This window comes from Paraburkholderia youngii (genome assembly GCF_013366925.1).
Lineage (GTDB): Bacteria > Pseudomonadota > Gammaproteobacteria > Burkholderiales > Burkholderiaceae > Paraburkholderia > Paraburkholderia youngii.
This window is the reverse complement of the sequence record NZ_JAALDK010000001.1, coordinates 416,518-441,236: the sequence shown is the minus strand read 5'-3', so window position 1 is coordinate 441,236 and position 24,719 is coordinate 416,518. Positions and strand designations below refer to the sequence as shown.

Genomic DNA, 24,719 nt, shown 5'->3' with positions numbered 1-24,719 from the left:
CAGTACAACAAATTGCGCGGCGACAACAACGTGATCTGGCATGACGATGGAGACGTGGAATTTAACGGCGTGGTTATCGACAACATGCACAGTTGCACCCTGAAGGAATGTTATGGTAACGACCCATCAACTTGCACATGCTTCTTTCACTATCTATCAGGACGTGGAGCGGCCCGAATTCTGGACAAACTATTTTGGCGTTGAACCGGACATGCAGAGCGTTCGGGGGCAATTCCGCACTACACCGTCTGGGCGCACTAGCAAGTACCCCGCTCGAATTGGTGTATGGAGTGTGGATAGCAAGGGGCATGTTCAGAGTGATCTTCTCGCGCCTCACCTTCGCTATCTTGTCGAACGCTTGGCATTGCCCCGATTGGACCTGCCCGAATTGCTCAAGCGCACTGGCGCACAGATGCGTTTCTTCTGTTATTGGGACAACGAGAGCGGCGACCGCGTGCCTGATGTGGCCGACGATATCCGCACCCTGATGGAAGCCATGGGCGGCACCGTTGAGATTGACGAATATCGATAGAGCCTCGCTCGAATGCACAAGCCGATCCCTTGCTCGACACAGTATGCGCAAGCGCCCGTTCGGCAAGGGTCGCGCCAAGGCATCGCCGGTTGATGCTCGACCTTTGCCGCGTGCTTCGGCAGGATCTGATCGTGAAAACGAGAAAAGCCTGCGAAGCTTCAGGTACTCGCTTGCACCACCCCGAACTAAACCACCCCCACCGCCTCAACCTCGATCTTGAACCCATAGTGCAACTGCGGCACCGGCACAACCGCGCGCGCCGGTTTGGCCTCACCGGCCCAGCGCGCGTAGATCTGATTGAAGCTAGCCCAATGTTCGACATCGACGACATACACGCGCACCTGCACCAATTGCGCGACGCTGCTGCCGACGCTTTCGAGCGCCGCCTTCACATTGGCCAGAACCTGTTCGGCTTGCGCGTCGAATGACGCATCGGCAAGCTTGTCGCCTTGCGCATTGATCGGCAATTGCCCGGACACGAACACGAAGCCATTCGCGACCGCGACATGACTGTAGTGACCGCCGGGTTTGGCCAGCGCGGCTGGGTTGTCGGTGTGAGGCAAACGTGAGGCGCGCGTGCTATCGGTCATCAACCACTCCAGAAGTGAAATTCCCGGAGCGGTTCATCGCCGTGCTTCATTCAGCGCAAACCCGCGCATCACGCATCCGCGATCTCGAGCTTCTCGCGCGCATCGGCACAACGGCGATTCAGATCGCGATGCATCAGCTGGCTATCGAGCAGAGCCGATACATCCGTCAACCCGTGATCAAAGCGCAACACATATTCGATGTCGGTGTAATCGTAGTAAGCGCCGCTGTCGGCCAGCCGTTGTGCTTCGGCGAATGCGGCAAATTGCCGTTCGCCGTTTATCAGGTCTTTGATCGCCATGATTGCCGCTCCGAGGAACAGTGACTTCATCATAGCAATGCAAACCGCGACGCACGGTGGTGCGCGCGCAACACCAGGTGTTTTCCGGAGACGCGCCCGGTGAACTCACGCGTCGGTCGATACCGACAGCCCGTGTAGCTCGAGCGTCATATGGCTTTCACGCCGTTTTCACAGCGCCCGCGCAGTGCTCGACCTCAATACCCAAACAGCACACGCTACACAGCCGCAACCGGCGACTTCGTCCCGTTCCAGCGCATCACGAGCCTGCGTCCGACAAAGCACAGGCAGCCCGCCACGCCGACGACGATGCCCATGCCCTTCGGCGTGCCGTCCTGCCACAGTCCGACCGCGAGGCTCGACAACGCGCCCAGCGCGAGCTGCACCGCGCCGAATACGGCCGCCGCGGCACCTGCGTTGACCGGATAGCGATGCATCAGATCGGTCGTGCAGTTGGCGGACAACACGCCCACCACGCTGACGACGAAAAAGAGGCCAAACACGATCGACCACAAGCCGCCCCACCCAGTCAGCGACACGACGGACACGAACAGCGACGCGACGAAGCTCACGGTCGCCGCAAACGAGATGATCGGCACCGGCCCGAGCCGGCCGACGAACCGCGTATTCAGGTAATTGCCGAACATGATGCCGACGATATTCAGCGCGAACAGGAAGCCATAGTGCTGCGCGGACACGTGGAAATACTCGATGTAGACGAACGGCGTCGCCGTGATGTACGCGAACATCGACGCAAACGCCATGCCGCCGCACAACATATGTCCCCACGCGACCGGATCGCGCAGCAGCGTGCCATACGCGCCGAACGACTTCAGCAGCGCCGACTGCGCGCGCATCTCGCGCGGCCACGTCTCCGGTACCTTCAGGAATGCGGTCACCGCGCATACGGCCCCGAACAGCGTCAGCGCGACGAATACCGCGCGCCAGCCGCCCAGCAGCAGCAACTGTCCGCCGATCAGCGGTGCGAGCAGCGGACCGATCGCAGTGACGATCGCGATCATCGACAGTACGCGCGCCGCATCGCCGGGCTCGTGCGCGTCGCGCGCGATCGCGCGAGCCAGCACCGACGCCGCCCCCGCGCCCAACGCCTGCACGAAGCGAAAGCCGACCAGCGAGCCGATCGAGATCGACAGCGCGCAGGCGATGCTCGCGAGCGCATACATGATGATGCCGCCAAGCAGGATCGGCCGGCGGCCATACGTATCGGACAGCGGACCGTACAGCAGCATGCCGATCGAGAAGCCGAACATGAAGCTCGTCAACGTCGATTGCGCGGCGCCCGTGCCGACCGCGAAAGCCTGCGCGATGGTCGGCAGGCTCGGCAGATACATGTCGATGGAAATCGGCCCGCACGCGGCCAGCGCGCCGAGCAACAGGATCAGCCGGCCATCGGGCCGGCGTTTGACGACGTGAGACATGGGAAATCCGGATGGAACGCCGCGCCGGCATCGGCAGCGGAACGGGTGAGGCGGGAACGGCCATCAGCTGACCGCCTCGATTGTACGCGACGGTTAACCCGCTGACTGTGCGCGAGGCAGCACCGCGCGGCGCAAACACCGTCGATCGGTTAAGCTGCCGCCTGCATGCCCACCCCCTTCCCCCGCTCCCGTTCGAACCCGCGATGACCGCCTTTCTGCTGATCTGGAGCCCCAAAAAATGGCCGTGGCCCGAGCTGCCCGACATCGCGAAACGCGTGGCGGCCGGCGAAGCGGTGACCGACGCGTGGGGCTGCGGCTTCGCGCGCGGTATCCTGCCCGGCGATCGCGTGTTCCTGCATCGCGTCGCGCAGGAGCCGAAGGGTATCTTCGGTTCGGGCTACGTGACGCGCGCGCCGTACGAAGTCCCCGACGCGTCGACCAAACGCGGTTACCGGCTGTGCATCGACTTCGTCTACGACTGGCTCGTCGATGCGCATCACGCGCCGGTCATCCCGCGCGATCAGCTGCGTGTGCATCCGTTCTCGGTGCAGACGTGGGATGCGCAAAGCTCGGGCACGATCATCAAGCCGATCGCCGAAGGCGCGCTGGAGAAGCGCTGGGCCGAATTGACCGGCAAGCGCAAGCCGCCGGCGCTGCCCGCACCGGGCAGCCGGGCCTGAAATTCCCGCCGCCGCGGCCGCCCGCACGCACAGCCCGCCGGCGCCGAGTCCGGTACAATTTCTCGATCCATCCCAGCATCGCGCGAAGTGTCCGCGGGAATCGTCCGAGGCCCTTTGCGCCGCTGCGCAACCCTTGCTCCCTATTCCAGCCATCGCCATGTCCAGAAACGAAACCCTCTTCGAACGCGCGCAACGCACGATCCCCGGCGGCGTGAATTCGCCGGTGCGCGCTTTCCGTTCCGTCGGTGGCACGCCGCGCTTCATCGAGCGCGCGCAAGGCCCGTACTTCTGGGACGCGGACGGCCAGCGCTATACCGACTACATCGGCTCGTGGGGTCCCATGATCCTCGGCCACGTTCATCCCGAAGTGCTCGAAGCCGTGCAGCGCGTGCTCGTGAATGGCTTCTCGTTCGGCGCGCCGACCGAGTCGGAAGTCCAGATCGCCGAGGAAATCTGCAAGCTGGTGCCGTCGATCGAACAGGTGCGCATGGTGTCGAGCGGCACCGAGGCGACGATGAGCGCGCTGCGTCTCGCGCGCGGCTTCACGAACCGCAGCCGCATCGTCAAGTTCGAAGGCTGCTATCACGGCCATGCGGACAGCCTGCTCGTAAAGGCTGGCTCGGGCCTCCTGACCTTCGGCAATCCGACCTCGGCGGGCGTGCCGGTCGATATCGCGAAGCACACCACCGTGCTCGAATACAACAACGTCGCCGAGCTCGAAGAAGCGTTCGAGGCGTTCGGCAACGAGATCGCCTCGGTGATCGTCGAGCCGGTTGCGGGCAATATGAACCTCGTGCGCGCGACCCCCGAATTCCTGCAGGCGCTGCGGCGCCTGTGCACCGAGTACGGCTCGGTGCTGATCTTCGACGAAGTGATGTGCGGCTTCCGCGTTGCGCTCGGCGGCGCGCAGCAGCTCTACGGCATCACGCCGGACCTTACGTGCCTCGGCAAGGTGATCGGCGGCGGCATGCCGGCGGCGGTGTTCGGCGGACGGCGCGACATCATGGCTCACCTCGCGCCGCTCGGCGGCGTCTATCAGGCGGGCACGCTGTCGGGCAATCCGATCGCGGTCGCGGCCGGCCTGAAGACGCTGCAGCTGATCCAGGCGCCCGGCTTCTACGACACGCTCGCCGCACGCACCACGCGTCTCGCGCAAGGGCTCGCGCAGGTCGCCCGCGAAGCGGACGTGCCGTTCGCAGCCGATGCGCTCGGCGGCATGTTCGGCATCTACTTCCGCGAATCGATCCCGACGAGCTTCGCCGACGTCACGAAGAGCGACGTGCCGCGCTTCAACGCGTTCTTCCACAAGATGCTCGACGCGGGCGTGTACTTCGCGCCGTCCGCGTATGAGGCGGGCTTCGTGTCGAGCGCGCACGACGACGCAGTGATCGACGCGACGATCGACGCCGCGCGCGGCGCGTTCGCAGCGTTGAAGGGCTAAACCCGGACTTCAGGCAAAAGCCGCAACCCGCACGACCCAGACACCGCACCACAACGGACACCGATGTTCTCGCAAACCGATTTCGTCCATATGGAACGCGCGCTCGCGCTCGCGAAGCGCGGCATGTACACGACCGACCCGAATCCGCGCGTCGGCTGCGTGCTCGTCAGAAACGGCGAGGTGATCGGCGAAGGCTACACGCAGCCTGCCGGTCAGGATCACGCCGAGATTCGCGCGCTGAAGGACGCGCGCTCGCGCGGCCACGACCTGCGCGGCGCGACCGCCTACGTGACGCTCGAACCGTGCAGCCATTTCGGCCGCACGCCACCGTGCGCCAGCGCGCTGATCGAAGCACAGATCGGCCGCGTGATCGCGGCGATGGAAGATCCCAATCCACAGGTGTCCGGCCGCGGTCTCGCGATGCTGCGCGAAGCCGGTATCGAAGTGCGCTGCGGGCTGCTCGCAAACGAAGCGCGCGAGCTGAACATCGGCTTCGTGTCGCGCATGACGCGCGGCCGTCCGTGGGTGCGCATGAAGGTGGCGGCATCGCTCGATGGCCGCACCGGCTTGCCTTCGGGTGAGAGCCAGTGGATCACGAGCGCGGCCGCGCGCGCCGACGGTCATGCGTGGCGTGCGCGCGCGTCGGCGATCCTGACGGGCATCGGCACCGTGCGCGAAGACAATCCGCGCATGACCGTGCGGGCGGTCGATACGCCGCGCCAGCCGCACCGCGTGCTGATCGACAGCCAGCTCGACGTGCCGCTCGACGCGCAGATCCTGGCCGGCGCGCCGACGCTGATTTTCTGCGGCGAGCTCGATGCGCGTCTCGAAGAACGCGCGGTTGCGCTGCGCGAGCGCGGCGCCGAGATCGTGCCGCTGCCGAACGCGTTCGGCAAAGTGGATCTGCCGCGCATGCTGAGCGTGCTCGGCGAGCGCAACGTGAACGAATTGCACGTCGAAGCCGGCTACAAGCTGAACGGCTCGCTGCTGCGCGAAGGCTGCGTCGATGAACTGCTCGTCTATCTGGCGCCGAGCCTGCTCGGCGTGGACTCGATGAGCATGTTCAATCTGGACGCGCCCGACCTGCTCGAAGACCGTGTGAAGCTCAATTTCCACACGGTCGAGCGGATCGGCGACGATCTGCGGATTCTCGCGCGCTTTGCGCAGGCGCCCGTACCCGGGACCGACGCCGTGTCCCCCACCGTTTCGAAATGATCAAGGATTAGCACGATGTTTACAGGAATCGTCGCGGCAGTGGGCCGCATCGAATCAGTCAAGCCGCTCGGCGCGGGCGACGACGCGGGCGTACGCCTGAACGTCGAAGCCGGCGGCCTCGACCTCGCCGACGTGCAGCTCGGCGACAGCATCACGATCCAGGGCGCCTGCATGACGGTGGTCGCGAAGACCGCTCATTCGTTCGAAGTCGACGTATCGCGCGAAAGCCTGAACCGCACGGCCGGTCTCGGCGAAACCGGCGAGGTCAATCTCGAGAAAGCGCTGCGCGCGCATGACCGGCTCGGCGGACATATCGTGTCCGGACACGTCGACGGGCTCGGTACCGTCACGCGTTTCGCGCCGGTCGGCGAATCGCACGAGCTGCGCATCCTCGCGCCGCGCGACATCGGCCGCTATCTCGCGTACAAGGGTTCGATTACGGTCAACGGCGTGAGCCTGACCGTGAACTCCGTCGCTGATCGCGATGACGGCTGCGAGTTTTCGATCAATCTGATTCCGCATACCGTGCAGGTAACGGCGCTCAAGCATCTGCGCGATGGCGTGAAAGTGAATCTGGAAATCGATCTGATTGCGCGGTATGTGGAGCGAATGCTCAATGCGCCGCGCGATGGCGATCAATCGTTGAAGTAATCACGCGCCGTCGAGGCGGTCAAGCGCTCCAATCCGATGCCGCGCGATGAGAACGGTGAGACACGGCATTTGCGCGGCGCGTCAGACAGATTCCGATCGCACCTGCGACTTCAGATCGAGCAAGCCTTCCTCATGCGTCGCTAACGACGCTGCAAGACGCCGCGCGAGCTTCATCAACTGAGCGATCGACGCGCGGCACCGTTGCGCGGCATGGTTGGACAGATTCAGCACGCACTCGCGAATCGCGCGGCTGAGCGCGGCGTGAAGGCGGCCATAGTCGACGCCCGCGACCTCGGTCATCGGTCCATTTCCGCCCAAACGCTCGACGACGATATCGTCGAAACCGGCATCGTCAGCGAGTTCGATGCGTGCGAGCGAAGCGTCGGGCTCGATCAGATAATCGCCCAGCAGCCTGTCTGCCTCGTGCCGATACAGCTCGAAATCGATTGCGACAGCGCATTGCACAGCCCGATCACGTCACGCGTCGCCGCATGCGCATCGAGCAACGCGGGCAGCGTCGGCACGATGCCGCGCCACACCGCGTTGGCCAGCTGCTCCTGCTGTTGCTCGAGCCGCTCGAGCGCCGCCTGCGACGACTCGCCAAGTTCGGCAAGCAACGGCAGCACATCGCTTTGCAGGTTGCCGAGCACATTCTCTTCCAGATGATGCAGCAGCACCTCGGCCCGCTTGCGCCGTTTATACGCGAGCGCCGGTCCGGCGATGTCGAGCAACGCGGCGTACAGTCGCTCGAAGCCCGCGTCACTCATGGCCGCCGCGGTCTGCCCCGCCTCGCGCGCCACATACGCTGAGACCGACACCGGCGGTTTCAGCAGCGCCTTGTCGACGCCCATCGCGACGAGCTTGTGTTCCGCCCGCACGCTGACGTCGTGCTCCTGCAGCGCGCGACGCGACGCGCTCTTGTTGCGCAGACACTTGACGAGTTCGCCGTCGACTTCGTCTTCCTCGTACTCGTCGCTACGCGTCACGACCGGCAGCAGCGGCTTGTTCCGATGCAATTCGCGGCCGAGCTCGTCGAGCTCCTGCACCTGGCCGGGCGAGGTGGGGCTGGTCAGCCACAACACACCGTCGGCGCTATCGGTGAAGCGCTGCGTTAGCGCTGCGTTTTCCGGCGTCACCGAATGCAATCCCGGCGTGTCGAGCAGCACCAGCTTTGCGCCGAGACGCACGCCCTGCAGCCGCGAAGTCGTTTCGGTCGCGCCTTCGGTAAAGGGCTCCGATGTCTCGACGACGCGGCCCCCATCCACATGGAAATACTGCACGCTGCGCTCGTGCGCGGCGAAGCGCTCGGCGAGGAAATTGCAGAACGAGCTCTTGCCCGCGTTGAACTTGCCGAACACGAGCAGCAGTGCCTGATCGTCGAAATAATCGGCGAGGTTTCGGACTGCTTCGAGGCTCGACCACTGTTGCATCGATGCTTGCACGCTGTCACGCAGCAGCGTGCTGATCGTGTCGGCCTGAATGGCCAGTGCGTTGTTTGCGTGCAAGCCGTCGCACGTCAAACAGCCAGTCCGCCGTTCGGCGTTCAGCTTCGCGAGCCAGTCGTTCAGCGCATGCAGCAGCGCGTCGGTATCCTCGGCGATGAAGTCGAATGCATCGACCTCGGCGATGAATCGTTGCTCGTGGCTCGCGTCGGCTTTCATGCGCGCGCCTCCAGTATCCGCATCGCGGCCGTCGCGTCGTCCGATGCGACGAGCGCTGCTTGCGTATCGGCGATCTGCGCGGCCAGCGCCTTGCGGTCGGCGGACAACTCGTAGTAGTGCGTGAACTCGCGCTGCATGCGTTCGCGTCCCGTCGCTTCGCAGAACATGCGGCGCAGATCCTTGCGATACTTCACCGACACGCCCATCACCGCGATCATCACCGAGTTCAGGCTTTTCGCCGCGGTGTGCTGCTCCGCCGGCAGACCGATGACACCGTGCCCGGCCAGCATCGCATCGATCTCGATGCACCCGCGCGAGTACGCAATCTGGATGTGCGCGCGCTCCAGTTTGCCCGCGGTGATCGCGTAGGCGTCCTTCGCGGTATCGGGCACGATCGCGTGATCGGTGCCGAGCGCATTCAACATCGCGCCGATGTCCCCGCTGACTTTGTCGATGACGGCCGCGAGGCTCCGATCGAAGGCCTGCTTTTGTTGCTGCTGCGTGGTGCGCAGAATCTCCAGCGACGTCAGCCGTGCCGCGCGCAGCCGTTGCAGTTCGTCGCGGATTTCGCCGATCAGCAGCGTGGTTTCGTGAGCGCGCGCACCCGGCACACGCGCGAGTTCCGCGCGCAACGCGGTATGCAGCGCGGGGATGCCGCTCTTTTCAAGCAGCAGTTTCTTGCCGCCGTCGAGCCCCTTGCGATGCCGCATCGACGACACCGCGTTCAGCGTGATGCCCGGCATCTGCCGGTCGATCGCTGCGCCGATGTTCCGCAACGCGGCGTCGTCGGGCAGCTGGTCGACTTGTGACAGCACGAACAGCGTCTGCCGCCCGGTCCTGACGCGATCGGCGTCGAGCTCGGTCAGCAGCGTCCGTTCCTTCGCATCGAGCTCGCCCTCTTTCGCGGCGTGCACGAACAGGCGAATGTCGGACTTCAGCCACGCGGCGCGCAACGCTTCGCGGTCGTCTTCGCTGCCGACGTCGGCGTCGAGTCCCGGCGCGTCGAGCCAGCGCACGCCCTGGTGCACGCTGTCGGACAGGCGCACCGTTTCGCGCCGGTCGGACACCGCGAACGCATCGCGGCCCAACAGCTCGTTGAGCAGGCTGCTCTTGCCGTGGTTGTATTTGCCGACGACGGTGACGACCGGTTCACTATCGTCGATCAGAATCAGCAGGCGCGCCAGATCGTGGGCCCGCTCGGGCAGCACGGACGCGACATCGTGCGCTGCCTGCTCACGAAGTTTGCTCGACACCGTCGACTCCTCGACGCTTCAGGGGATTGGTCCGGCCGACAGGACTGCCGGCCGTTGGCAACGAAAGGCGGCGGCCGTGTCGCCACGGCGCCGCCTCGTGCGATCACGCTTCGGCCGAAGCGCGCAGACGATAGACGAGCTGGTTGTCCTTACCTTGAACCAGCGGCGTGATCGTGAAGTTGAACTCGATGTCCTTGTACGCATCGGCCTTCAGGCCCAGCGCCGCGCCACCGGTTTTCTCGACGACCGGCGGAATCAGCTCTTCGCGCGTTGCATACGCGAAGTCGTCCCAAATCAGCGGATCGCCTTCGATGTTGAACTGCGTAGTCAGCTTGCGATGACCGTCGCTGCTGACGAAAAAGTGCACGTGCGCCGGACGGTTGCCGTGACGGCCCAGCACGTTCAGCAGCTGCTGCGTCGCGCCGTGCGGCGGGCAGCCATAGCCCACCGGCATCAGCGTGCGGAACTCGTACTTGCCGTCGGCGCCGGTCTTCACCGCGCCGCGCAGGTTGAACTCGGTCTGTGCGCCGGTCGGATCGAAGTGCGAATAGAAGCCCTTCGAGTTCGCGTGCCAGCACTCGACGAGCGCGCCGGCGACCGGCTTGCCGTCCAGATCCTTGACCGTGCCGCGGATCACGAGCGGGCCCGCGTCTTCGTCGGCGTTGATGTCGATCTTCGACACGCCGTCGCGCACCGGCGCGCCGGCCACATACAGCGGGCCTTCGATCGTGCGCGGCGTGCCGCCTTCGAGACCGATCTTCTTGTCCTCGGCGTCCATGCGGATGTCGAGGTACTTCTCGAGACCGAGGCCGGCTGCGAGCAGCGCTGCTTCGCCGTCCTGGCCGAGCTTGTTCAGATAGTTGACGCCGGCCCAGACTTCGTCGGGCGTGATGTCGAGGTCATCGATTGCCTTGAACAGGTCACCCAGCAGACGGAAAACGATCTGCTGGAAACGTGCGTTGCCGTTACCGGCATCGACGTTGGAAGCGGCCTTCAGCAGATCCTGCACTTCTTTGGTTTCAAATACTTTGACGCTCACGATGACTGTCTCCAGTTGGTATAGGGGGAAAAGATGGCTTTGGATGCGCTCGCCTTCAAACAGCGCCTGGCCCCTGGGCTCAGATGTCGTCGTCCCGAATCGACGACGGGTGACGACACAGAGGCGTCACCGAAATCTTCATGTACGGGAACAGAGGCAAACCGAACAGAATGTCGTGAAGTTCGGCATTGCTCTCTACATCGAAGATGCTGTAATTCGCGTACTCGCCAACGAGGCGCCAGATATGACGCCACTTGCCGCTACGCTGGAGTTCCTGCGAGTAAGCCTTCTCGCGGGTCTTGATTTCGTTCGCCACTTCGGCCGGCATGTCGACCGGCAGGTTCACGTCCATTCGCACATGGAAAAGCATCGTTGACTCCTCTTGATCCGAATCCGTTTAGCGGGTGACCTTCATCAGCCCGTCTCGAGTGAATCGCTTGACCTTCGCCTCGTCGAGTTCGATGCCGAGACCCGGGCCATTCGGCACGGTCAGTTCGAAGTCGCTGTAATCAAGCGGCGTGGTCAGAATTTCTTCGGTGATCAGCAACGGCCCGAACAGTTCGGTGCCCCATTGCAGGTTCGCGAAGCTCGCGAACAGATGCGCCGACGCGACCGTGCTGAACGCGCCTTCGAGCATCGTGCCGCCGTACAGCTCGATGCCGGCGGCATCGGCGATCGTGGCCACGCGCTGCGCGGCGAACAGGCCGCCGCTCTGTTCGATCTTGATCGCGAACACATCGGCGCCGCCGTTCTTCGCGATCTCGAACGCGCTGTCCGGACCTTGCAGGACTTCGTCGGCCATCAGCGCGACCGGGAAGCGCCGCATCAGGCGCGCAAGCGCCGCGGCGGATGCAACCGGCTGCTCGACCAGATCGCAGCCCGCTTCGGCCAGCGCCGGAATCGCCCAGGCGGCCTGGGTCTCGCTCCACGCCATATTGACGTCGACACGCACCGCGGCGCGCTCGCCGACCGCTTTCTTGATGTCGGCGACGTGATTGATGTCGGCCTTCAGTTCCTTCGCGCCGATCTTCAGCTTGAAGACCTTGTGGCGGCGCACGTCGAGCATGTGCTCGGCTTCGGCGATGTCCTTCGCGGTATCGCCCGACGCGAGCGTCCACGCAACCGGCAGGCGCTCACGGCGACGTCCGCCGAGCAGCTCGCTCACCGGCACGCCAAGGCGCTTGCCTTGCGCGTCGAGCAGCGCGGTTTCGAGCGCGCTCTTCGAGAAATGATTGACCTTGACCGTCTTGCCGAGGTGCGCCATCAGCGCCTGGATCTGCGTCGCGTCCTTGCCGATCATCGCCGGGGCGAAGTAGGCGTCGATCGCGAGCTTCATCGCCTCGGGGCTTTCCGGGCCATAGGCCATGCCGGCGATCGTGGTGCCTTCGCCGATCCCGACGATGCCGTCGCTGCAGTACACCTTGACCAGCATCAGCGTCTGCCCGTACATCGTGGCGACCGACAGCTTGTGAGGGCGGATCGTCGGCAGATCGACGAGGCGGGTTTCGATACGTTCGATGGTCGCTTGGGTCATGGCGGCTGCGGCGGGAAGTGAGTTCATTGGATGTTTTTATACCCCTCGCCCATTTAGCCCGTCCAATACTTTTCCCGTCCTCTTTCATACCCTCAAGGTATGGTGAGGCCCACAACCCCGGCCCTTCTATGGATTTTGCGTCGCACCATGCATGCTGCGCATTGAAAAAGACGCCGTTTTCTCGCCGCGAACATGATCTGCGCCAAGCTTCGATGCTCGCAGAGCATGTTGTGCGCGGTAGGGTGTGACTGGCGACAAAGCCTCACGCCTCGGACAGCGCGCTGACCATCACGTAGTACCCGTCCGGATCGCGCAGCGCGAATTCCAGCGTGCCCGTGTGCGAATTGATGCGCGGCTCTTCTTCGAAACGATCGGCGAGCGCCCGGGCCCGCGCGACGCACGAATCGAAATCGTCCACCCGGAAAAACAGCAGCAGGCCGTTGCCGGGTAGACCATTGTCGCGGCTCGTCAACGTTGGGTGTTCATGCGCGCCCCACTGATGCAGACACAGCAACACGGTGCCGTCCGTGTCGCGGATCTGTCCGAAGTCGTCGTGAGCGGGCGACGTCGGCGGCTGACCGAACAGCTGCTGATACCAGCCGAAGCTGCGAGCCACGTCATCGACCCCGATGATCGTCCACGTACGCTTCATGCAAGCCTCCATCCGGCGAACGATGCGAAACCTATAGCTCACCGCGCGCGGCCAGCGCGGCGATGCGGTCGGCAGTGCGGAACGCGATCGCCTGGATCGTCAACGACGGATTCACGCCGCCGACGGTCGGAAACACCGAGCCGTCGCACACCCACAGGTTGCGGATGTCCCAGCTGCGGCAGTCCGCATCGACTACGCTCGTCGCCGGATCGTCGCCCATGCGGGCGGTGCCGTTCAGATGGCAGGTGTCGTCGGTCTCGCGCCAGATATCGTTGCCCCCCGCGGCTGCGAGCGCCTGCTCCATGAAGTCTAGCGAATGCGCGATGAGCCGCTTGTCGTTGTCGCACCATGAATAGGTGACGCGCGCGATCGGCAGCCCGTACTGGTCCTTTTCGTCTGCAAGCGTCACGCGGTTGCGCTGCTGCGGCAGCATCTCGCCGACGATCTTCAGCCCCGCCTGGTGGTTGTACTTGAGCATCTCCGCGCCGAGCGCGTCACCCCACAAGCCACGGCCGTTCTGCACCGCGACCCAGCCGTTCGGCAGCGGCCCCTGGCTCATGTAGCAGTAGCCGCCGAAGAAGTCCTTGCCCTTGTCTTCGTAGTTCCAGTGCTCGGTGAGCGCGAGCGACGGCGGGCCCTTGTACCAGCGGATGTCTTCGTCGAAGGTGCCGTAGACGGCCTGATTCGACTGCGCCATCAGGTTTTTGCCGACGAGTCCCGAGCTGTTCGCGAGTCCATCCGGAAAGCGGCTGTTGGCCGACATCAGCAACAGGCGCGGCGTTTCGATCGCGTAGCCGGCCACCACCACGTGCTTCGCGCGCTGGAATCGCCAATGCCCTTCGCGCAGATATTCGACGCCGGTGGCGAGCCCCGCGTCGTTGGTGACGACGCGGCCGACCATCGCCAGATCGCGCACTTCGGCGCCGGCACGCAGCGCACGCGGAATCCACGTGACGAGCGCGCTTTGCTTCGCGTTGGTCGCGCAGCCGGACACGCAAAAGCCCCGGTACACGCACGGATGCGCGCGGCCGCGCGGCGCGGAGATGGTTGCGAGCGGCGTCGGGCACCAGCCGATGCCGAGCGCCTCGGCGCCGCGCGCGAGCACCAGCGCCGCCGCGTTCAGCTCATGCGCGCGATACGGATAGCGCGGCCGCTTCGGGCCCCACGGATAGTTGACCGGTCCGGAGATTTTCAGCGCGTCCTCGACCTCGCCGTAGTAGCGCCACATCTCGCGCCAGTCGAGCGGCCAGTCGGCGCCATAGCCGAGCACGCTGCGCGACTTGAACCACTCGGGCCGAAAACGCAGCGACACCATCGCGAAATGGACCGTGCTGCCGCCGACCGCCTTGCCGCTGTTGTTGTGGCCGAGCTTCAGCGGATTGTCGCCGTCGCAGATGCGCTCGTCGGTCCAGAACAGCTTTTCCTGATGCGCCTCGTCCGACGCGAACTCTTCGAGCGGACGCCACCACGCGCCGGCATCGAACGCGACTACCCTGAAGCCTTGCTCCGCGAGCCGGCACGCGAGCGTGCCCCCGCCGGCGCCAGTGCCGACGATCGCGAAATCTACTTCTTCGCCGTCGGAGTACGTGCGCATCGGCACCCAGCCGCCGCGCTGGAACACGTCGGGGGCGCGGCCGTCCTTGCCGCGCGGCCGTTGCTGCGCGTCATCGGACACGGCGGTTCTCCCTCGTGGCCTGCTCGTGCGTGTCGGGCGTCGCTTCGACCGCCTCCCACGGATCGCGCCGGTTCAGGTACATGCGCACGTAGCCGCGCGGATTCGCCGGGCCGCCGAAACCGATCTCGCTCCACGCGTGCGGATGCGAGTAGTAGAGCCCGCAGATGTCGTGCAGCACCCGCTCGCTGAAAAACAGCTTCGACGGCATGCCGCGCCACGCGGGGTTCGTCAGTTCGCCGCGCTGCATGTCGCCGAGCAGCGTGATCTGCGCGTCGTGCGCGAGGCTCGCGAACGGCAGGCCGCCGCGCTCGCGGGATTCGGCATCGAGCGCGGCGAGGCCGATGCGCCAGGCGTCGCGCATCGGCGGCAAACGGGCGTCGCGGTAGCCGTCGTTGCCGTTGCCGGCGAGGTGCGCGTCGAGCAGCGCGGCGAGCGGCACCACCGGATGCGCGTTCGCTTGTGGCACGATGCGCGCGCACAGCGACGTGACCGCGAGCCATTCGACGGCGCTGAAAAAGCGCGGCTCGAGCGGTGTCGCGAGGCGTTCGGCGATCACCGCGCGGGTGTGAGCGTCCCACGACGGCGTCGCGCGTTTGTCGAGCACGTCGTAGCCGGGATAGCGGGTGGCTCGGGTCGAGCGTGGTTGGTGGGTCATTTTTCAGTCTCCCGCAGACGCAGCGCGGCGAGCCCGGCGAGCGCCAGCGCGGAAAAGCTCGGCGGCGCGGGCAGCGGCGGCCCGTCGAACAGGTTCTGGCTCCAGTTGCGCCAGCCGCCCTGGCGACGCGCGATCCCGCGCGCGTGAAAACCCGCGCCGATAAAGCCGAGCGCGGTCGTGATGCGCAACCACAGCCGCGTGTACCAGCGCTCGCGCGGAGCGGCCAGCGCGGCATGCGCGAGCAGCGCCGCGGTGACGGGCGGAATGCTGACCGGCGCGTACATCGCGCGATGCTGGAACGCGCCGCGAAAATGCAGCAGTGCGGCCTCCCCCACGGTGCCGACGAGACCGGCCGCGACCAGCAGACCGAGCGCCTGACCGGCCGGCATGCCGAGCAGTCGAGGGTCGGCGGCGGGCTGGTCGCGCAGCCGTTCGGCGACGGCACCGAGCGCGCCCGACAGCAGCAACGCGATCGGCGCGCCGAGCGGTGCCGCGTGAAACAGGTTGTTCCAGCTCCAGCCGCCCGGGCGCTTCATCACGTTGTAGACATGGAACCCCGTGCCGGCGATGCCGGTCGCCGCCGCGCTCAGATAGATCGCATGGCGTGCGCGATGCGTTTGGCCGCGACGATCCGCCCCGCCATGCAGACCCGCGGCGAGCGACAGGCTCGCACTGACGAGCGGCGCGAACATCGCGGGATTGTCGAACGAGCCGCGATAGTGCTCCATCGCGCTGTCGGCGAGCACCGACAGCGCGAGCAGCGCGGAGCTATGGTTGAAGGTGCGGGCCGCTTCGACGTGTGCCTGGACCTCGTCAGTGGGTTTTCTCGTGTGCACACGCGCCGGGAACGTCACGGAGGCTCCACGCTCGCGGTGTCGCAGGCCGCTCCCGCGTGGTTCGGGATGCGGCTCGGGTCCTCGCGCGCCGCGCGCGGCCAACGTCGCGACGGCAGCAATGGCCGCCGCCGTGTACAGCAATCCGGGTACGCTTGAGGAGCTCATCGATATCGCTTCCTTGTTCTGGCTTGCTTTATTTGATGAGGTAGCGCGCGGCGTCGCCATGCTTGAACTCGAGCCCGCAACCGGGCCGCGACAGGTCCGGCTCCATCTGGCCATCGCGCAAACGCGGCGCGCCGTCGAACAGCATCGCTTCGATCCGGGCGTGGTCGTGGAACCACTCCTGGTGGCGCAAGCGCGGCGCCGCGCACGCGACGTGCAGATGCAGCGCCGGCGCGCAGTGGGCGGACAGCGGCACGTGATACGCGTCGCACAGCGCGGCGGCCTGCAGAAAGCCGGTGATGCCCCCGCACCGGCTCGCGTCGGCCTGCAGCACGTCGACGGCACCGGTCGCGAGCAGGTGGCGGAAATCGTCGAGCGTATAGCCGTATTCGCCGGCGGCGATCTCCATGCCGGCCGGCGCGTGCTCGCGCACGGTGCGCAGGCCCGCTTCGTCGTCCGACGACACGGGCTCCTCGAACCAGCTTACCTGGTGCTCGGCGAAGCGTTGCGCGTAGTACAGCGCCCGCTGCGGCGTGAACGCGCCGTTCGCGTCGACGAACAGGCCCGCGCCGCCGATCGCCTCGCGCGCCGCCGCGACGCGCACAGGGTCCTTGTCGGGCTCGCTGCCGATTTTCATCTTGACCCACCGGCAGCCGTCCTGCGCGACCCAGCCAGCGAACTGCTGCTGCAAGCGCTGGTTCGTGTACGTGGTGAAGCCGCCGCTGCCGTAGACCGGCACGGTCGGGCGCAGCGCGCCGAGTACCCCCACGAGCGGCACGCCGAGCAGCTTCGCCTTCAGGTCCCACAGTGCGCAGTCGATCGCGGAAATGGCGGTGGCGGCCAGTCCCGCGCGGCCGAGATTGCGCACCTGGCGTTGTAGCCGTTGCCAATGCGCGCCGACGTCCAGGCCGTCGTGATTCAGCACGCAGGCGGCGAGCGCGCCCTGGATCAGCGCGACGATGCAGGCGTCGCTGTACGTGTAGCCGATGCCGGTGTCGCCGCCCGCGTCGACCTCGACGACGACCAGCGTGGTCGCCTCCCACGCGAACGTGCCGTCGGCTTCCGGCGCGTCGGTCGGAATCCGGTACGCGTTCGCGCGCAGCGCGGTGACGGGCGCCTGCGACGAGCCCCCGCTCGTGACGCCGCGCCTCATGGCCGCGCTCCTTGGACGTGCGCGTGACGCCTTACAGTGATGCAATCGCCGACGGTCCTCGACATTGCAGTCTCCGGATGGTAGTGAGACGAAGCTGCCTGCTGCGGCGCAAGTACCGTTCCGCACTATTGCAGTCCGTAAAGCGGGCCGCGATGGCAACCACGCCCCGCTCTTCGTCAATCGGCCAAACCGCCTATGTCGTCTGGCGGAGGCGACTTGGGCCCGCGCGTGGCGTAAAATACGCGCTTTCCCGAAAAACTCGCCAACATGACGCTCGCCTCCACCCAAGAGATCATCGCCGAACTGAAAGCCGGCCGGATGGTGATCCTCGTCGACGAAGAAGACCGCGAAAACGAGGGCGACCTCGTGATCGCCGCCGAGTTTGTCACTCCGGAAGCGATCAATTTCATGGCTCGCTACGGCCGCGGCCTGATCTGCCTGACGCTGACCCAGGACCGCTGCAAACAGCTGAACCTGCCGCTGATGACCTACCGCAACGGCACGCAGTACGGCACCGCGTTCACCGTCAGCATCGAAGCGGCCGAAGGCGTGACGACCGGCATCTCGGCAGCCGACCGCGCCCGCACGATCGCAGCCGCGGTGGCGCCGGACGCAAAGGCCGAACACATCGTGCAGCCCGGCCATATCTTCCCGATCATGGCCCAGCCGGGCGGCGTGCTGGTGCGCGCCGGCCATACCGAGGCCGGCTGCGACTTCACGAGGCTCGCGGGCCTCACGCCCGCCGCGGTGATCTGCGAAGTGATCAAGGACGACGGCACGATGGCGCGTCTGCCGGACTTGCTCGAGTTCGGCAAGGAGCATGGCCTGAAGACCGGCACGATCGCCGATCTGATCCACTATCGCAGCCGCACGGAATCGATCGTCGAGCGGATTAGCGAACGCACGATGCAAACCGCGCACGGCGCGTTTCGCGCGGTCATGTATCTCGACCAGCCGAGCGGCCAGCCGCATATCGCGCTGGTGCGCGGCACGCCATCGCCCGATCGCGACACGCCGGTGCGCGTGCACGAGCCGCTGTCGGTGCTGGATCTGCTCGAAGTCGGCGAATCCACGCACTCGTGGACGCTGGATGCGGCGATGAAAGAAATCGCGGAACGCGATCTCGGCGTGGTCGTGCTGCTGAACTGCGGCGACTCGAAAGACCATCTGATCGACGTCTTCAAGGCGTTCGACTCGAAGGAAAAAGCGGACGCCCTGAAGCGCCGCCCGGTCGACTTCAAGACCTACGGCGTCGGCGCACAGATTCTGCGCGAACTCGGCGTCGGCAAGATGCAGGTGCTGTCGAACCCTCGTAAGCTCGGCAGCATGTCGGGTTATGGTCTCGAAGTCACGGGCTTCATTCCGATGCCCGGCAGCAAAACGCAAGCCCCGCAAGTCTGATCCGGCCACTCACGCGCCTCGCGCCCACTCAAACACTACGGAATTCACATGGAAATCGGACAATATCAACCGAATCTCGACGGCGACGGACTGCGCATCGGCATCGTCCAGGCGCGCTTTAACGAACCCGTCTGCAACGGCCTCGCCGACTCCTGCATCGAAGAACTCGAACGCCTCGGCGTGACCGGCGAAGACGTGCTGCTCGTCACGGTGCCGGGCGCGCTGGAAATCCCGCTTGCGCTGCAAAAGCTCGCTGAAAGCGCGCAATTCGACGCGCTGATCGCGCTCGGCGCGGTGATCCGCGGTGAGACGTACCACTTCGAACTCGTGTCGAACGAAAGCGGCGCGGGCATCACGCGCATCGGCCTCGACTTCGGCATTCCGGTCGCGAACGCGGTGCTGACCACCGAGAACGACGAGCAGGCCGTCGCGCGCATGACCGAGAAGGGTCGCGACGCCGCGCGCGTGGCTGTCGAGATGGCGAACCTCGCGGTTGCGCTCGAACAGCTCGGCGGCGATGACGACGAAGATGAAGACGAAGACGACGAGGAAGAGGCATGAAGAGCGCACGCCGACGCTCCCGCGAACTGGCCACGCAGGGGCTTTACCAGTGGCTGCTGTCGGGCTCGCCCGGCGGTGAGATCGACGCCCAACTGCGCGGCGCGCAAGGTTACGACAAGGCCGACCACGAGCATCTGGACGCAATCCTGCATGGCGTGATGCGCGACTCCGAGGAATTGTCCGCCGCGATCGCGCCGTGCCTCGATCGTCCGATCGATCAGCTGTCGCCGGTCGAACGCGCGGTGCTGTTGGTCGCCGCGTTCGAACTGAAGAATCACGTCGACATTCCGTATCGCGTGGTCATCAACGAAGCGGTCGAGCTGACCAAGACGTTCGGCGGCTCGGATGGCTACAAGTACGTGAACGGCGTGCTCGACAAGCTCTCGGCGCAACTGCGCGCCGCCGAAACGCAGGCGGCTCGTAAGAGCTGAGCGCTGCGCGGGCGGGGCCATGCCGTGCATCGCCCCCCCACGCCGCGCCCGCAAGGACGCCGCCGCGCGCATCGATGAGCGCATCATTCGATGAGTGGGCGCCGTTCCCTGCTTCTGAATTGGATCCGACCGTATGAACTCCGTGACCGAACCTCTCGTGCGGCTTGCCGCGCGCGTCGATGCCATCCAGCCTTTCTACGTGATGGAACTGGCCAAAGAGGCCGCGATGCTCGAACGAGCCGGGCGCGACATCATTCACATGGGCATCGGCGAGCCGGATTTCACCGCGCCCGAACCGGTCATCGAGGCGGCCGCGAGCGCGCTGCGCCGCGGCGTCACGCAATACACGAACGCGCTCGGCGTGCACGAGCTGCGCGATGCGATTTCCGCGCATTACGCCGAGTTCTACGGCATCGACGTCGATCCGGCGCGGATCGTGGTCACGGCGGGCGCGTCGGCAGCGCTGCTGCTCGCGTGCGCGGCGCTCGTCGATCGCGACGACGAAGTGCTGATGCCCGACCCGTGCTATCCCTGCAACCGCCATTTCGTGATCGCCGCCGAAGGCAGGCCTGTAATGGTGCCGAGCGGGCCGGCCGAGCGCTTCCAGCTGACCGCCGCCGACGTCGAACGCCTGTGGGGCGAGCGCACCCGCGGCGTGCTGCTCGCGTCGCCCTCGAATCCGACCGGCACGTCGATCGAGCCGGCCGAACTCGAGCGGATCGTCAAGGCCGTGCGCGCGCGCGGCGGCTTCACGATCGTCGACGAGATCTACCAGGGCCTCAGCTACGACGCGAAGCCCGTGTCGGCGCTGTCGTTCGGCGACGACGTGGTCACCGTCAACAGCTTCTCGAAGTACTTCAACATGACCGGCTGGCGACTCGGCTGGCTCGTCGTGCCGCCCGCGATGGTCAGCGCGTTCGAAAAGCTCGCGCAAAACCTGTTCATCTGCGCGTCGGCGCTCGCGCAGCACGCGGCGCTCGCCTGCTTCGAGCCGGAGACGATCGCGATCTACGAAGCGCGGCGCCTCGAATTCAAGCGCCGCCGCGACTTCATCGCGCCGGCGCTCGAATCGCTCGGCTTCTCGGTGCCCGTCATGCCCGACGGCGCGTTCTATGTGTACGCCGACTGCCGCGGTGTCGCGCATCCCGCGGCCGGCGACAGCGCGGCGCTCACGAAGGCGATGCTGCACGATGCCGGCGTCGTGCTGGTGCCGGGCATGGACTTCGGCACGCACGCGCCGAGGGACTACATCCGGCTGTCGTATGCGACCGCGTATCCGAAGCTCGAAGAGGCTGTCGAGCGGCTGGCGAAGCTGTTCGGGCGGCATTGATGTTGAGGCACTGAGCCGGCGGCTACCGGCCTGCCAGACGCAAAAAAGGACAACCTCGGGTGTCCTTTTTTTCATGCGGCTAGCAAATGTCTAACTCAAGCCCCCAGCTCCGACGCCGACGCCACATGGCGCGTTGCCGAATTGGCGCTGGCGTCGTCCTGCTGATCGGCCGGCTGCGAGTGCGCCGCCGGAGTCGCCGAGCTCAGCGCGTGGCCGCCCTGCAATGTCACCTGGATGCGCTTGCCGTTGCCGCCGCTCGTCGAGGCGGCTGGCGCCGGCGTCGTCGACGCGCTCAGCACCGGAGCCTGCGGCGCATTGATCGGCACCTTGCGGCCGCGCGCGACATCGCGCAGCCGACCGCGCTCGGCCATCACCTTCGCGCCGTAGCCACCGTCGTCCGGCGTGCTCGAGCCGACGTACAGACGCAGGCCGCCCGGCAGCGAGCCGCCGCGCGCGATGCAATCCTTCAGCACGAGCGCGCCGACCTTGATGTTCGCGAGCGGTTCGAGCGCAGCGCTCTGGCCGCCGAAATACTGAAATTTGTCCGAATGCACCTTCGACATCACCTGCATCAGGCCCTGTGCGCCGACGCCGCTCTCGGCGTAGGGATTGAAGCCCGATTCGATCGCCATCACTGAGAGCAGCAGCAGCGGATCGAGGCCGACTTCGCGGCCGGTGTCGAACGCGGCCTTCACGAGCTCGCTGACGGGCTCCTGAGCGACGCGATAGCGCCGCGCAAGGTACGACGCGACCAGGTCCTGCTCGTGGCTCGACACGAGCACACGGTCGTCCCGCGCATCGGCGGACACGCGTTGCTGCGGAATCAGACGCGCGAGCGCGCTGACGCCCTGCATCGTGCGCGGATCGAGGCCGTTGAGCGCGACGGTGCTGGTGCCCTGCGTGGCAGCGTTGTCGAACGCGCCGTCGAAGCTGGTGGTCGCCGAGGTCAGGGTCATGCTGCCGTCGCTCGACCCATCGGCGGGGCTCGGCGTGTTCGGCGCGCTCGATGAATTGGCCAACAGCGATTCGTCGGAGGATGCACCGGCGTTTCTGGTCGGTCCGATGGCCGGCAGCGGGTTGCCTTGCAGCAGGCGGGCGGGACCCGCTTGCACGGCGGCGGAAATGACCGGCATCAGACGCGCAGCCAGCGCGCCGCGCCAGGTCGGCATCAGCCACAGTGCGAGAGCCAGCACCACGGCGATCCCGCCGACAATGCTGAACAGGTGATGACTCAGTCGCGTCCCGCGGCGCAGCGCACCGCGCACAACCTGCGCAATACGCTCATCAGGACGCCACGATAACCAGGCGTTCATTCAGATCTCCCATCTTGCATGATCCGCGAACTCCGCCGGGTCAAATCAGGCGGTACAGCGCGCTCGCAGAGTCAAGACATCGCGTGCTCTCTGGTTGGGCAGCAGCGACGTCGGGAAAACGGCAACAAATACCGTTTCGGGGAGCCATCTCAAAAACAGCCCACATAACTCAATGTGTACGGGCTTGGCTCCCACGCGAAAAACCAGCGTTGGTGGACGCTGGTGAGGGACTTCAATAATGCCGTTCTACCCTGCAGGGAAGCAAAACGGTGACGCGTTGCGTCTGAGGACCGGGGGCGACGGTAAAAAGGTTAACGCCCTGCAACCAATGTCGACGGATTCTATGCACGGTTTTATAGATCGTCAACACTATAGAATGCAATATCTATAACTATTTGTAATTATAAACAGTGTTCAGTCCGCCGGAAGCCCTGTTCTATGTGCGTTTTAGGCGACCCGACCCTGACTGTTCGGGATAGATCATTTGGTTGATCTACGTGCGGTGGCTAACGCAGGTAAAATCGACAATCGTTTTTTTGCGCCACGCAGATACCACCGCCGGTACTGCTGCGCCCTCAGTCCTATGCGCCGTTCATGCGGCCCTGAACCCGTCACAGATGAAATACAAAGACTTGCGCGATTTCATCGGCCGCCTCGAGGCGATCGGTGAATTGCGCCGAATTTCGCAAAAGGTGTCGCCGAATCTCGAAATGACCGAACTGTGCGACCGTGTACTGCGCGCGGGCGGTCCGGCTCTGCTGTTCGAGAACACCGAGCGCCATGCGTTCCCGGTGCTCGGCAATCTGTTCGGCACGCCGCGCCGCGTCGCGCTCGGCATGGGCATCGATGCCGAAGCGGGCGCGGGCGACCAGGCGGCGCTCGAATCGCTGCGCGACGTCGGCCGGCTCCTCTCCGCGCTGAAGGAACCCGAACCGCCGAAAGGGCTCAAGGACGCCGGCAAGCTGCTCTCGCTAGCGAAGGCCGTGTGGGACATGGCGCCGAAGACGATCAGCGCGCCGCCCTGCCAGGAAATCGTCTGGGAAGGCCACGACGTCGACCTCGGAAAATTGCCCATCCAGACGTGCTGGCCCGGTGACGCCGGGCCGCTAATCACCTGGGGTCTGACCGTCACGAAAGGGCCGAACAAGAGCCGACAAAACCTGGGTATCTATCGACAGCAACTGATTGGCCGCAACAAACTGATCATGCGCTGGCTCGCGCATCGCGGCGGCGCGCTCGATTTCCGCGAGTTCGCGCTGAAAAATCCCGGCAAGCCGTATCCAGTGGCCGTCGTGCTCGGCGCGGACCCGGCGACGACCCTCGGCGCGGTCACGCCGGTGCCCGACACGCTGTCCGAATACCAGTTCGCCGGCCTGCTGCGCGGCGGGCGCACCGAGCTCGCGAAATGCATCACGCCGGGCGTGGACGGTCTGCAAGTGCCCGCGCGCGCCGAGATCGTGCTCGAAGGCTTCATCTATCCGCAGGAAGGCGCGCCCTCGTCCGCTCCGGCCGGCGCGCCGCCGCGTCCGTCGAAGGGTGCGTCGGCCATGTACGAACACGCGCTCGAAGGCCCGTATGGCGATCACACCGGCTACTACAACGAACAGGAGTGGTTCCCGGTCTTCACGGTCGAGCGGATCACGATGCGCCGCGACGCGATCTATCACTCCACCTACACCGGCAAACCGCCCGACGAGCCCGCGGTCCTCGGCGTCGCGCTGAACGAAGTTTTCGTGCCGCTGCTGCAGAAGCAGTTCACCGAGATCACCGACTTTTATTTGCCGCCCGAAGGCTGCAGCTACCGCATGGCGATCGTGCAGATGAAGAAGAGCTACCCCGGCCATGCGAAGCGCGTGATGTTCGGGGTGTGGAGCTTCCTGCGGCAGTTCATGTATACGAAGTTCATCGTCGTCGTCGATGAGGACGTCAATATCCGCGACTGGAACGAAGTGATCTGGGCGATCACCACGCGAGTGGACCCGACGCGCGACACGGTGCTAGTCGACCGCACGCCGATCGACTATCTCGATTTCGCGTCGCCGGTAGCCGGCCTCGGTTCGAAGATGGGGCTCGACGCGACCAACAAGTGGCCGGGCGAAACCGACCGCGAATGGGGCCGCCCGATCGTGATGGACGAGGCGGTCAAGCAGCGTATCGACAGCTTGTGGAACGAGTTGGGCCTCGGTCTGTAAACGCGCGCCAAACAACACAACTAATAA

At 65.5% G+C, this 24,719-nt stretch carries 25 protein-coding genes; 10 read left to right on the top strand and 15 right to left on the bottom strand.

What is annotated here, in order from left to right; translation table 11 throughout:
• Positions 1-112 precede the first annotated feature (112 nt).
• A complete protein-coding gene (locus G5S42_RS02085; RefSeq protein WP_176105318.1) occupies positions 113-532 on the top strand; it encodes a DUF4279 domain-containing protein in 420 nt (139 codons plus the stop codon).
• 185 nt (positions 533-717) lie between these two features.
• Here the strand turns inward: G5S42_RS02085 and G5S42_RS02080 are convergent, their stop codons facing one another.
• From G5S42_RS02080 to G5S42_RS02070, 3 genes are all read right to left on the bottom strand, one after another.
• Positions 718-1,122, bottom strand: a complete 405-nt coding sequence (locus G5S42_RS02080; RefSeq protein ID WP_176105317.1) for a RidA family protein — start codon at positions 1,120-1,122, stop codon at positions 718-720.
• Between the two features lie 68 nt (positions 1,123-1,190).
• Entirely contained in the window at positions 1,191-1,421 is a 231-nt protein-coding gene (locus G5S42_RS02075) for a hypothetical protein (protein ID WP_176105316.1), read from the bottom strand.
• Positions 1,422-1,636: 215 nt separating this feature from the next.
• Positions 1,637-2,857 carry a Bcr/CflA family multidrug efflux MFS transporter gene (locus G5S42_RS02070; protein ID WP_176105315.1) on the bottom strand — a complete coding sequence of 407 codons (1,221 nt, stop codon included), beginning with the start codon at positions 2,855-2,857 and terminating at the stop codon, positions 1,637-1,639.
• 203 nt (positions 2,858-3,060) lie between these two features.
• Here G5S42_RS02070 and G5S42_RS02065 point away from each other — a divergent pair, with 203 nt between their 5' ends.
• The 4 genes from G5S42_RS02065 to G5S42_RS02050 all read left to right on the top strand — a co-directional run bounded on the left by G5S42_RS02065 (position 3,061) and on the right by G5S42_RS02050 (position 6,844).
• Positions 3,061-3,537: a hypothetical protein gene (locus G5S42_RS02065; RefSeq protein ID WP_176105314.1), complete on the top strand. Its 477-nt coding sequence runs from the start codon at positions 3,061-3,063 to the stop codon at positions 3,535-3,537.
• A 157-nt stretch (positions 3,538-3,694) separates the two neighbouring features.
• Positions 3,695-4,978 (top strand): glutamate-1-semialdehyde 2,1-aminomutase, encoded by a 1,284-nt coding sequence (gene hemL, locus G5S42_RS02060; protein ID WP_176105313.1) that lies wholly within the window; start codon positions 3,695-3,697, stop codon positions 4,976-4,978.
• A 63-nt stretch (positions 4,979-5,041) separates the two neighbouring features.
• Positions 5,042-6,193, top strand: a complete 1,152-nt coding sequence (gene ribD, locus G5S42_RS02055) for a bifunctional diaminohydroxyphosphoribosylaminopyrimidine deaminase/5-amino-6-(5-phosphoribosylamino)uracil reductase RibD (RefSeq protein WP_176105312.1) — start codon at positions 5,042-5,044, stop codon at positions 6,191-6,193.
• A 15-nt stretch (positions 6,194-6,208) separates the two neighbouring features.
• Positions 6,209-6,844, top strand: coding sequence for a riboflavin synthase (locus G5S42_RS02050; RefSeq protein ID WP_176105311.1), 636 nt, complete (start codon positions 6,209-6,211; stop codon positions 6,842-6,844).
• Positions 6,845-6,925: 81 nt separating this feature from the next.
• Here G5S42_RS02050 and G5S42_RS44015 read toward each other — a convergent pair whose 3' ends face one another.
• The 11 genes from G5S42_RS44015 to G5S42_RS02000 form a co-directional block, all read right to left on the bottom strand.
• Entirely contained in the window at positions 6,926-7,309 is a 384-nt protein-coding gene (locus tag G5S42_RS44015; protein ID WP_246391778.1) for a hypothetical protein, read from the bottom strand.
• Positions 7,237-8,505, bottom strand: coding sequence for a GTPase (locus G5S42_RS02045; RefSeq protein WP_246391777.1), 1,269 nt, complete (start codon positions 8,503-8,505; stop codon positions 7,237-7,239). The genes G5S42_RS44015 and G5S42_RS02045 overlap by 73 nt, the downstream gene beginning before the upstream one ends.
• Complete coding sequence (locus G5S42_RS02040) at positions 8,502-9,758, bottom strand: GTPase (protein WP_176105310.1); 1,257 nt, start codon at positions 9,756-9,758, stop codon at positions 8,502-8,504. The genes G5S42_RS02045 and G5S42_RS02040 overlap by 4 nt, the downstream gene beginning before the upstream one ends.
• A gap of 103 nt (positions 9,759-9,861) precedes the next feature.
• Positions 9,862-10,797: a catechol 1,2-dioxygenase gene (gene catA, locus G5S42_RS02035; RefSeq protein WP_176105309.1), complete on the bottom strand. Its 936-nt coding sequence runs from the start codon at positions 10,795-10,797 to the stop codon at positions 9,862-9,864.
• A 79-nt stretch (positions 10,798-10,876) separates the two neighbouring features.
• Positions 10,877-11,167: a muconolactone Delta-isomerase gene (gene catC / locus G5S42_RS02030; protein ID WP_176105308.1), complete on the bottom strand. Its 291-nt coding sequence runs from the start codon at positions 11,165-11,167 to the stop codon at positions 10,877-10,879.
• A 27-nt stretch (positions 11,168-11,194) separates the two neighbouring features.
• Positions 11,195-12,331 carry a muconate/chloromuconate family cycloisomerase gene (locus tag G5S42_RS02025; protein ID WP_176105307.1) on the bottom strand — a complete coding sequence of 379 codons (1,137 nt, stop codon included), beginning with the start codon at positions 12,329-12,331 and terminating at the stop codon, positions 11,195-11,197.
• A 262-nt stretch (positions 12,332-12,593) separates the two neighbouring features.
• Positions 12,594-12,983 (bottom strand): VOC family protein, encoded by a 390-nt coding sequence (locus tag G5S42_RS02020; protein WP_176105306.1) that lies wholly within the window; start codon positions 12,981-12,983, stop codon positions 12,594-12,596.
• Positions 12,984-13,014: 31 nt separating this feature from the next.
• Complete coding sequence (locus G5S42_RS02015; RefSeq protein ID WP_176105305.1) at positions 13,015-14,658, bottom strand: GMC family oxidoreductase; 1,644 nt, start codon at positions 14,656-14,658, stop codon at positions 13,015-13,017.
• The gene (locus G5S42_RS02010) at positions 14,648-15,313 is read right to left on the bottom strand and encodes a gluconate 2-dehydrogenase subunit 3 family protein (protein WP_176105304.1); all 666 of its coding nucleotides are present in this window, start codon (positions 15,311-15,313) and stop codon (positions 14,648-14,650) included. Before G5S42_RS02010 ends, G5S42_RS02015 begins: the two co-directional genes overlap by 11 nt.
• Positions 15,310-16,314, bottom strand: a complete 1,005-nt coding sequence (locus G5S42_RS02005; protein ID WP_176105303.1) for a hypothetical protein — start codon at positions 16,312-16,314, stop codon at positions 15,310-15,312. Before G5S42_RS02005 ends, G5S42_RS02010 begins: the two co-directional genes overlap by 4 nt.
• Positions 16,315-16,342: 28 nt before the next feature.
• The gene (locus G5S42_RS02000) at positions 16,343-17,464 is read right to left on the bottom strand and encodes an enolase C-terminal domain-like protein (RefSeq protein ID WP_176105302.1); all 1,122 of its coding nucleotides are present in this window, start codon (positions 17,462-17,464) and stop codon (positions 16,343-16,345) included.
• A gap of 267 nt (positions 17,465-17,731) precedes the next feature.
• Here G5S42_RS02000 and ribBA point away from each other — a divergent pair, with 267 nt between their 5' ends.
• The 4 genes from ribBA to G5S42_RS01980 all read left to right on the top strand — a co-directional run bounded on the left by ribBA (position 17,732) and on the right by G5S42_RS01980 (position 21,187).
• Positions 17,732-18,865 carry a bifunctional 3,4-dihydroxy-2-butanone-4-phosphate synthase/GTP cyclohydrolase II gene (ribBA, locus tag G5S42_RS01995; protein WP_176105301.1) on the top strand — a complete coding sequence of 378 codons (1,134 nt, stop codon included), beginning with the start codon at positions 17,732-17,734 and terminating at the stop codon, positions 18,863-18,865.
• Positions 18,866-18,913: 48 nt separating this feature from the next.
• Entirely contained in the window at positions 18,914-19,426 is a 513-nt protein-coding gene (gene ribH / locus G5S42_RS01990; protein ID WP_013090228.1) for a 6,7-dimethyl-8-ribityllumazine synthase, read from the top strand.
• Complete coding sequence (gene nusB, locus G5S42_RS01985; protein ID WP_176105300.1) at positions 19,423-19,857, top strand: transcription antitermination factor NusB; 435 nt, start codon at positions 19,423-19,425, stop codon at positions 19,855-19,857. Before ribH ends, nusB begins: the two co-directional genes overlap by 4 nt.
• 133 nt (positions 19,858-19,990) lie before the next feature.
• A complete protein-coding gene (locus tag G5S42_RS01980; protein ID WP_176105299.1) occupies positions 19,991-21,187 on the top strand; it encodes a pyridoxal phosphate-dependent aminotransferase in 1,197 nt (398 codons plus the stop codon).
• Positions 21,188-21,282: 95 nt separating this feature from the next.
• Here G5S42_RS01980 and G5S42_RS01975 read toward each other — a convergent pair whose 3' ends face one another.
• Positions 21,283-22,500: a transglycosylase SLT domain-containing protein gene (locus G5S42_RS01975; RefSeq protein WP_176105298.1), complete on the bottom strand. Its 1,218-nt coding sequence runs from the start codon at positions 22,498-22,500 to the stop codon at positions 21,283-21,285.
• A gap of 617 nt (positions 22,501-23,117) precedes the next feature.
• On the opposite strand from G5S42_RS01975, the gene G5S42_RS01970 reads away from it, so the two are divergent.
• Positions 23,118-24,692 (top strand): UbiD family decarboxylase, encoded by a 1,575-nt coding sequence (locus tag G5S42_RS01970; protein ID WP_176105297.1) that lies wholly within the window; start codon positions 23,118-23,120, stop codon positions 24,690-24,692.
• Positions 24,693-24,719 lie beyond the last annotated feature (27 nt).